Origin of the sequence: Jonquetella sp. BV3C21, assembly GCF_000468895.1 — a bacterium.
Taxonomy (GTDB): domain Bacteria; phylum Synergistota; class Synergistia; order Synergistales; family Dethiosulfovibrionaceae; genus Jonquetella; species Jonquetella anthropi.
The window spans coordinates 1-8,945 of record NZ_AWWC01000002.1 but is presented as its reverse complement, the minus strand read 5'-3'; the positions used below and the strand labels follow the sequence as shown (position 1 = coordinate 8,945).

7 protein-coding genes are annotated in these 8,945 nt (G+C 56.0%); 4 read left to right on the top strand and 3 right to left on the bottom strand.

Going from position 1 to position 8,945, the window contains the following annotated elements; all coding sequences use genetic code 11:
• Window positions 1-37: 37 nt before the first annotated feature.
• The 3 genes from HMPREF1249_RS00405 to HMPREF1249_RS00395 all read right to left on the bottom strand — a co-directional run bounded on the left by HMPREF1249_RS00405 (window position 38) and on the right by HMPREF1249_RS00395 (window position 3,499).
• Window positions 38-904, bottom strand: a complete 867-nt coding sequence (locus HMPREF1249_RS00405; protein ID WP_008521397.1) for an ABC transporter permease — start codon at window positions 902-904, stop codon at window positions 38-40.
• A 10-nt stretch (window positions 905-914) separates the two neighbouring features.
• Window positions 915-1,844 (bottom strand): nickel ABC transporter permease, encoded by a 930-nt coding sequence (gene nikB / locus HMPREF1249_RS00400; protein ID WP_008521396.1) that lies wholly within the window; start codon window positions 1,842-1,844, stop codon window positions 915-917.
• Between the two features lie 161 nt (window positions 1,845-2,005).
• A complete protein-coding gene (locus HMPREF1249_RS00395) occupies window positions 2,006-3,499 on the bottom strand; it encodes an ABC transporter substrate-binding protein (RefSeq protein ID WP_008522997.1) in 1,494 nt (497 codons plus the stop codon).
• 241 nt (window positions 3,500-3,740) lie between these two features.
• Between HMPREF1249_RS00395 and HMPREF1249_RS00390 the strand changes: the two genes are divergently transcribed.
• From HMPREF1249_RS00390 to HMPREF1249_RS00375, 4 genes are all read left to right on the top strand, one after another.
• Window positions 3,741-5,183, top strand: coding sequence for a leucyl aminopeptidase family protein (locus HMPREF1249_RS00390; RefSeq protein WP_008521392.1), 1,443 nt, complete (start codon window positions 3,741-3,743; stop codon window positions 5,181-5,183).
• 43 nt (window positions 5,184-5,226) lie between these two features.
• Window positions 5,227-6,834 carry a PucR family transcriptional regulator gene (locus tag HMPREF1249_RS00385; protein ID WP_008522996.1) on the top strand — a complete coding sequence of 536 codons (1,608 nt, stop codon included), beginning with the start codon at window positions 5,227-5,229 and terminating at the stop codon, window positions 6,832-6,834.
• Window positions 6,835-7,098: 264 nt separating this feature from the next.
• On the top strand, window positions 7,099-8,028 hold the full coding sequence (gene nikB, locus HMPREF1249_RS00380) for a nickel ABC transporter permease (protein ID WP_008521390.1): 930 nt from the start codon (window positions 7,099-7,101) through the stop codon (window positions 8,026-8,028).
• 11 nt (window positions 8,029-8,039) lie between these two features.
• A complete protein-coding gene (locus tag HMPREF1249_RS00375; protein WP_008522995.1) occupies window positions 8,040-8,909 on the top strand; it encodes an ABC transporter permease in 870 nt (289 codons plus the stop codon).
• Window positions 8,910-8,945 lie beyond the last annotated feature (36 nt).

The following is an 8,945-nucleotide window of genomic DNA, read 5'->3' as shown; positions in this document are numbered from 1 at the left end:
TTTCTTTGCAGTCAGATCTGTCATGACTTCCGCCTCCTTACCGCTTCAGCTTCGGGTCGAGCGCGTCGCGCAGACCGTCGCCTAAAAAGTTCAGTGCCATGATCGTAATCATGATGGCCAAGCCGGGGAACAGGGTCATGTAGGGGTAGTTGCGGATATAGCTCCGTCCGCCGGAGAGCATGGCGCCCCACTCGGGCGTGGGCGGCTGAATGCCCAGACCGATGAAGCTCAGGCCGGCAGCGTTCAAAATCGCGCTGGCGACGCCCAGCGTGGACTGGACGATGATCGGAGCCATACTGTTGGGGATGATGTGCTTCATGATGATTCGCCAGTCCGAGCTGCCGACGGCTCGCGCCGCCTCGACGAACTCCTGACCCTGCAGGGTCAGAACGGAACCTCGGACGATACGCGCGTAGCTCGGGACGGCCGAAATGCCGACCGCGATCATTAAGTTGTAAAGGCCGGGCCCGAGCGACGCCGCAATGGCGATGGCCAAAAGGGTTCCCGGGATAGCCAAAAGCACGTCCATGGCTCTCATGATCACGTTGTCAAGCCTGCCGCCGTAGTAGCCGGCAATCGCGCCCAGCAGGCCGCCGCAGACCAGAGAAATGCCAACGGCGATCAAGCCCACTTGAAGGGAAATGCGGGCGCCGAAAATGATTCGGCTCAGGATATCCCGGCCGAACTCATCGGTGCCGAACCAGTGAGCAGACGAAGGGAACATGAACCGGTTCGCCAAGTTCATATCTGCCTGACCGTACGGGGCGATCTGAGTGGCAAAAATAGCCGCAAAGATGAGGACAGCCACGACCAGCAGCCCGAAGACTGCCAGCGGGGAGCGGCTGAGGCGGTAGAGGACGCCGGCAATGCCCTGTTGGGGCGGGACCTTCTTCTTGTTTGCCATCGTCGTCACCCTACTTGTACTGCGCCTTAATGCGCGGGTCGATGTAGGCGTACAGCAGGTCGACCAGCAGGTTGACCAAACAGAACGCCAGAGCGACGTACAGCACGCCGCCCTGAACCATCGGGTAGTCGCGCATCTTGATGGAATCGACCATCAGCCGGCCGACGCCGGGGACGGAGAACACCGACTCGGTGAGCACGGCGCCGCCCAGAAGCCCGCCGAACTGGAGCCCGGTAATGGTGACGATCGGGATCAAGGCGTTGGGCAGAGCGTGATGCCAGATAATGACCGACTCTTTCTGTCCCTTGGCGCGGGCGGTGCGGATGTAGTCCTGACGGATAACCTCCAGCATGGAGGACCGGGTCATTCGGGTAATCATCGAAATAGCCTGAGCGGACAGCGACACGGACGGCAGGATCATCGACTTAAACGTGTTGAACCCTGACGACGGCAGCCAGCGGAGCCGGACGGAGAAGAAGAGGATCAGCAGCAGGCCCAGCCAGAAAACGGGCATAGAAAGCCCCACCATGGCGAACACCATGGTGATCGTGTCGAAGATAGAGTACTGCTTGATCGCGGAGATAATTCCGCAGGGAATGCCGATAAGCACGGCGATGATCATGGAAAAAGCCGCCAGCTTCACGGTGGCGGGGAAAGCCGCGAGAATGGTATTGCTGACCGGGGTCTTGGTGACGTACGAAATCCCCAAGTCCTGCTTGACCGCAGCCTTGTAGAGATACCGTCCGAACTGAATCAAAAACGGATCGTCCAGGCCTTGTTTGGCGCGGAACACTTCGATAGCCGACTGCGGCGCTTGGTCTCCTAAAACGATGCGGGCCGGATCGCCCGGGGTGATGAACAGCAGCGAGAACACAATGAACGCCACGCCGACCATCACCGGAATCAGGGCAAAAATTCTGCGAAAGATATACCGGTACATTCACATCCCCCTCGTGTGACGGGTCAACCCCTCAGCTGAATCTTGGCCGCCAGTCTATGGACGGGCGGCAGGGGCTCTCAAAAAAGGAGCCCGCCGCTCGGTCTCCTCACAGCGGCGAGCTCCATCTGGGAACAATGTGGTTCTGCCTGAATCAGGAAGCGCTACTCTTCAAAGGTAACGCCGGTCAGTCTGGTGTAGCTGATCGGGCTGGGGAAGAAGTTCTTCACGTACTTCTGAGCGCCCTGGGCGTCCTCGGACAGGTGCAGGTAAACCCACGGAGCCTGTTTGTGAATCTCTTCCTGGGCCTTGTGGTACGTGGCCTGCCGCTCGTCGCCGCTGGGCAGCTGGCGGCCCTTCTCAAGCAGCTCGTCAAGAGTCGGATCGGAGAAGTACGTGTAGTTGGAAGGTCCCTTGGAAGCCAGAACGCCGTACACTGCCACGTCAGGATCGGGCACGGAGGCGGACCAGCCAAGGATGAACATGTCGTGCTTCTTTTCCGTCAGGCCGGAGAGGTAAGCGCCCCACTCCAGAACCTTGATGTCAACCTGGATGTCGACGGCCTTCAAGTAAGCCTGAATCATCTGGGCCATATCCTGCCGCTGCTGCAGCTCGTTGGTCCACAGCTCAATGTGCAGAGGCAGCTGAACTCCCGCTTCCTTCAGCAGCTCTTTCGCCTTCTCAACGTTCAGAGTGTACTGGGGCAGGTCAGTGGCCGAGTACAGGATCTCGGGGGAAATGGCGGATTTCGGAATAGAACCAACGCCGTGCCAAGCCGCATCGTGAATCGTCGGAACGTCAAGGGCGTACCAAATCGCCTGACGGACGCGGACGTCGTCCAAAGGCTTCTTGCTGCAGTTCATGCCCAAGTAAGTGATGGACGTGGTGTTGACCCGGTGAATCTCAAGGTCCGGGTTCTCTTCGACTCTCTGAATGTCCATCGGGCTGATCTGGTAGGCGATGTCAACGTCGCCGCTTTCAAGAGCGATGGTCCGGCTGTTGTCCTCGGAAATCGAGCGCATGACCAGCGTCTTATATGCCGGCTTGTCGCCCCAGTAGTCGTCGTTGCGCTCAAGGGTGATCCGATCGTTCTTCGCCCAAGAGACGAACTTGAACGCGCCGGTTCCGACCGGGTTCATGCCGTAACTGTCGCCAGCCGCCTCGACGGCCTTCTTGTTGACGATGCCGCCCCACATGTGGGTCAGGGTCATGACGAACGGCGTGTAGGGGTACTTGAGGTGGAACACAACCGTGTAGTCATCGATCTTCTCGACCGAGTCGATAGGATCGGTGTACTGCTTCATAGCGGCGCCCACGTCGGACTTCGCCCGGTTGACCGTGTAAACCACGTCGTCGGCAGTGAACGGCTCGCCATTGTGGAACTTGACGCCCTGACGAAGGTAGAACTTGAAGGTCTTGGGATCGATCTGCTCCCACTTTGTGGCCAGCTGAGGAACGAGCTTGTTGTCGTTGGTGATCGTCAGCAGGTTGTCATAGATGTGGATGCAGACACCCGCCGAGGCCACGTCGTTGGATGCCACCGGGTCAAGCGACTTGGCGTCGTAGATGTTCGCGACGGTCAGTGTATCGCCCTTTGCCCAAGCGGCGCCTGCGAAAAGGCACATGCCAGCCAGCAACGCAAAAAACTTTTTGGACATTCACAATACCTCCCTTGTCAAATAAACTCCGGCAAGCCAGAGCTGTCGGGTGTCCCCCTGTAGAACCCCCTGACGCGATCTATTATCCGATAAACAACTTACCCGTGCAAGATTACTCCGTGAGATTGAGATAAAAAAATGTCGTTTTTCGGTAACTGTTGAATTTCTCTGAGCTTGTCGGTCCCATTTTGTGGTAAAGTAACAAAGAACATCCGTTGACGTTAGACAGGAGGAGATAACAATGACAGTAAAAGTCGTTTCAGCGGCAGCTGCCGGTTCGGACGCAGTCCCAGTCCTTTTTTACCGTGGAGAGAAGGAGCCGCAGGCTCCTGCCGGCCTTCTTGAAATCGGCCGGGCCCTTCGTTCTCTGACCGGACTTGAGCCCGGAAAGGCCGGATGGCACCTTATTCCAACAGCGGATAAGAAAACGCCTAGGGTGATTTTAGCCGAGCTCCCGGCCGAAGGGTGTTTGGCGCGGGCCCTGCGGAACGGCTGCGCAAACCTGCAGCGGGAACTGGACGGTCGGGGAATCAAGGCCATCCGGCTCTACTTCCCCGAAGCCCTTGACGATCGGCTGACGCAGGCTGCCGCCGAAGGCATTCTTCTGGGCGACTACTGTTTTGACAAATATCGGACCGCCCGGCCCAAATACGCCGGACCGGAAGAAGTCTTCCTCGACGGAACCGAGATTGGGCTGAAGCGAGCGGGAGCGTTTGCCGGCGGCCAGATTCGTTCCAGAAGCTTGGCCAACGAGCCGGGCAACGTCATCGGGCCGGCCGAAATGGCCCACTGCGCGCAGGAAGTCGCCCGCGCCGGCGGACTGGAATGCACCGTGTACGACGAAGGGCAAATTCACGAAATGGGCATGGAAGCCCTGTTTGCCGTTGGCCGCGGCTCGGCCAAACGGCCTCGGTTCGTCCACATGGTCTACCGGCCTCAAGGCATCGAAAACCCCAAGCGAGTCGTCTTTGTCGGCAAGTCGGTCACCTTTGACAGCGGCGGGCTGAGCATCAAGACCCGAGACGGCATGATCACCATGAAAGGGGACAAAACTGGCGCGTGCAACGTGCTGGGCATCATGGAAGCCGTTGCAGCCCTTCGTCCTTCGCTGGAAGTTCACGGGATCTTTGGCGCGGTGGAGAACATGCCCGACGGCGACGCCTACCGGGTAGACGACATCATCCGAGCCAAAAACGGCAAGACCATTGAAGTGAAAAACACCGACGCCGAAGGCCGGCTGACGCTCGCCGACGCTCTGGCCTACGCCTGCGAGCTGAAGCCCGACGCCCTTATTGACATGGCCACGCTCACCGGCGCGATCGGAACGGCTCTGGGTGGCTACACGGCCGGGGCTCTGGGAGACGACGCCGCTCTGGCTCAAGCCATTATTGACGCGGGCAAGGCAGTCGGCGAACGGTTCCATTACTTCCCGTTGGACGACGACAAGCTCAAAGAGAAAATTTCTACGCCCTTCGCGGACGTGAAAAACTCTGCCGGCCCGGGCGGCGGCGCCATCACCGCCGGCATGTTCCTTCGGGAATTCGTCGTGCCGGGAACCAGCTGGATTCACTTGGACATCGCCAGCGTCGACTATTACGAAAGCGCGTTTGACTGCTACAGCGCCGGGGCCTCGTCGTTCGGCGTCCGCACCTGCCTGCAGTACCTGATGAACTTGGAAAAGTAAGGCCTGCCGGAAGCGGGAGGATAAGGGGAAGGAGAGGTTTCGCATGCCGCTAGTCGTTCGGGACTTGCTCGACATGTCCGAACTTGAGGGAATACGCCTGCTGGCAGGCGCAAGCGGGCTTGAACGCCCGGTCAGGAACGTCAACGTCATGGAAGCGCCGGACATCAGCCGCTGGCTTCACGGCGGTGAATTGGTGCTCACCTCTGCGTATCTCGCCAGAGAAAACCCGGAACAGCTGCTTTCGCTGGTGAACGACCTCAATGCCGCCGGAGCGGCTGCGCTCGGCGTCAAACTCGGCCGCTTCATCGGGCAGTTGCCGGAACAAGTCAAGGACACGGCAGACAAAATAGGGCTCGCCATACTGGAAATTCCCATTCAGCTGGCCTTTACCGACGTCATCACGCCGATTTTGAGCCGGATCATCAACGAACAGGCCGGTGATATTCGCTTTTCAGAAATGGTTCTTCGATCGTTTTCCGACTTATTGGTTGAAGGCGGCGGCATTGATCAGGTGCTTTACAACCTGCAGCTGTTCTCACGGGAGGACGTCGCGTTTTTCAGCCTTCCGTCCCGGGAGCGCTACTGCTCGGCGAAAAACGAGGCATTTCGGGAGGACGTCTTTGGGCTTGCCCTGAGGGAGCTGCAGGACAAATACCTGTGCCGAAAAATTCAGTCCGGCGACAACGTCTACGGCTATCTGTTTCTGAACTCCGCACCGGGAGAACAGAAGCAGGACAGACAGCTGCAGACGGCGGCTCAGCACGCCGCGACGGCTCTGATGCTGCTCGTTCAGCGGGATATCGCCAGCCGGGAAGTGGAATATCGCTACCGGAACGAATTTGTGCAGGACCTGATCTTAAACAACGTCAAACACGAACGGGATCTTACCCGGCGGGCCCACCGGTTCGGCTGGGATCTGTCCGGGTGGGTGCGGGCAATCGTCGTCCAGATTGACCCGGAAAAACGCCGGCCTGACGGCAGTGAAACGCCGTATGCTCAGCTTGAAGAGCGGCGTCAAATGGTTTCTTCCATTGCCGTCGAAGGCATACGGCGGGTTTACTCGAAAATGCCTTACAGCACCATGAGCGACGCGATCGTCTTCTTGGACTTCTCCCCCGAACCGCCGAGCCGGCATATTGGGCGCGAAGACCTTCTCAAAATTCAGGAGCAAATCGCCAAGCGAACCGAGGCCACAGTCACAATAGCCACAGGACGGTTCAAAGAGAGCGCCTTTCTCGCTCACGAAAGCTACACCGAAGCGAAAAAAGCCCTAGAAATTGTTCGCAGCCTCAAGTGCGGCAACCACATCATTGACTGGGACGAACTGGGCATTTTCTCCTTCATCGCGCCGATCTGCAACACGCCGGACGCGAAAAACTTCTGTGAAGAGCAGCTTCAGCCTCTGATTCAGCACGACAAAGAGCACAACAGCGACCTGCTCATCACGCTGGAAGCGGTCATCAAGAGCAATTGGCAGCTCAAACAGGCGGCTGATGACCTTTCGATTCACTACAACACGCTGCGGTATCGGTACGACAAAATCAGAGAGCTTCTCCGCGCCGACTTGAATGACAGCGACAAAAGGCTCTCGCTCGGGATAGCGTTCAAGATGTACCGAATGAACATATTTGATGAAAATCATAGGAAATAGCCGTAAAAAAATCCAAAAAACGCTACACTCATGGCCGCCTGACTGACAGGCGGCCATGTTTTTTGTCTCTAAAAGCTAAAAATATCGCGTTATTATTGTTATAAAAGTATCACGGCGGATTTTCCGAGGGCGTTTAGTGTTTATAAATCAAAAAATCGCTGTTATATGTTGTTTGATAATAATGACGGTGGCGGTTTAATCGGGTAACGTTGTGTCAGGAGACGCAAAAGAGGGCTATCGAGAGGGTAAGGAGGAGACTGGAGCATGCATCGATACATATTTAAACGGTTGTTTTCGATGGTGCCGGTATTGGTAGGCGTTGCCTTCGTGATTTTCACGATGCTGTATTTGACGCCAGGGGATCCGGCGAAATTGATTTTAGGTGAGCAGGCAAGTGAGGAGGCATTAACGCAGTTCAGAGCTGCTCAGGGACTGAATGATCCTTTTTTTGTTCAGTTTGGACGATACCTCTATAACGCTGTTTTCAATCAAGATATTGGTACTTCGTATATTACCAAGCATGCCGTTCTCGCAGACGTCCTTTCTGCATTTCCAAACACCTGCCTTCTGGCAGGGCTTGCAACCCTTTTTTCAGTGTTGATCGGAATTCCTTTAGGGATAGTATCGGCGATTAAGCAATATTCTTTTCTTGACTCGGTCGTGCTGGTGTTTGCTTTAATCGGTATCTCTATGCCCTCCTTTTGGCTGGGGCTGTTGTTGATTCTGTTTTTTTCAGTTCAACTGGGGTGGTTCCCTTCTTCCGGGTTCAGCACGTTTTCAGCGATGATATTGCCGTCGCTCTCACTGGCGTTTGGCTCTTTAGCAATTCTTACCCGAATGACCCGGTCCTCAATGTTGGAGGTTATCCGTCAGGACTACATTCGCACTGCTCGCGCCAAGGGACAGAAGGAGTCTCGCGTCATTTGGAGCCACGCGCTTCCAAATGCGTTGATTCCTATCATTACCGTTGCTGGCTTGCAGTTTGGCAACCTGCTGGGTGGTGCGCTTTTAACCGAATCAATTTTCTCCATACCTGGCGTCGGCCGGCTGATGGTCGATTCGATCAAGATGCGGGACTATCCGACAGTCCAAGGCGGGGTGCTGTTTATCGCATTTTCGGTTAGCTTAGTCAATTTATTGGTCGACTTGCTCTATGCGTACGTCGATCCGCGCATTAAGGCGCAGTACAAGTGAGGGGACCGAAAATGACTGACAGCGTGAAAAAAAAGAAAAACCTACGAGGATTTCGGGCAATTTGGCATCAGTTTTGTCATAACCCGTTGGCTGTTTTTGGGTTAGCTATTGTTATATTACTTTTTCTCACGGCCATATTTGCCGATAAGATCGCGCCATTCAAATTTTCTAAGCAGAACTTGATGATGGCATACACTGCGCCGTGCAAAGAGTTTTGGTTCGGCACCGATGAGTTTGGGCGAGACATATTCAGCAGAATAGTTTACGGCGCGAGAATTTCTCTTTTTGTTGGATTCATTGCAGTTGGAATTTCAACTGTAGCGGGCGGCCTTTTGGGAGCGCTTGCCGGCTACTACGGCGGAAAATTAGACAACATTATCATGCGAGGCATGGATATTCTTTTGTCAATTCCGCAGATGATGCTGGCGATTTCAATTGCAGCGTCGCTTGGGCCGGGACTGTTCAACTTGATGGTTGCCGTGGGTTTTGCTTCTATGCCGCATTACGCGCGAATTGTCCGAGGGGCCGTCCTGACGCTTCGAGGTCAGGAGTTCGTCGAGGCGGCGAGAGCTGTCGGCAGCTCAGACTGGCGAATCATTCTTAAGCACATTCTTCCCAATAGTATGGCCCCGTTGATTGTTCAAGCGACGATTGGCGTTGCCAGCGCAATTCTTTCTGCCGCCGGCCTGAGCTTCATCGGTCTGGGCATTCAGCCGCCCACGCCCGAGTGGGGCGCCATGCTTTCCGGCGGGCGAAGCTATATTCGCGACTACCCCTACATGACCTTGTTCCCCGGCTTGGCCATCATGATCACCATACTGGCGTTGAACTTCGTGGGCGACGGTCTGCGCGACGCGCTTGACCCGAAGCTGAAACGATAAGGAGGCGGAGCCATGACTGAACAGACTCTTAAGAAC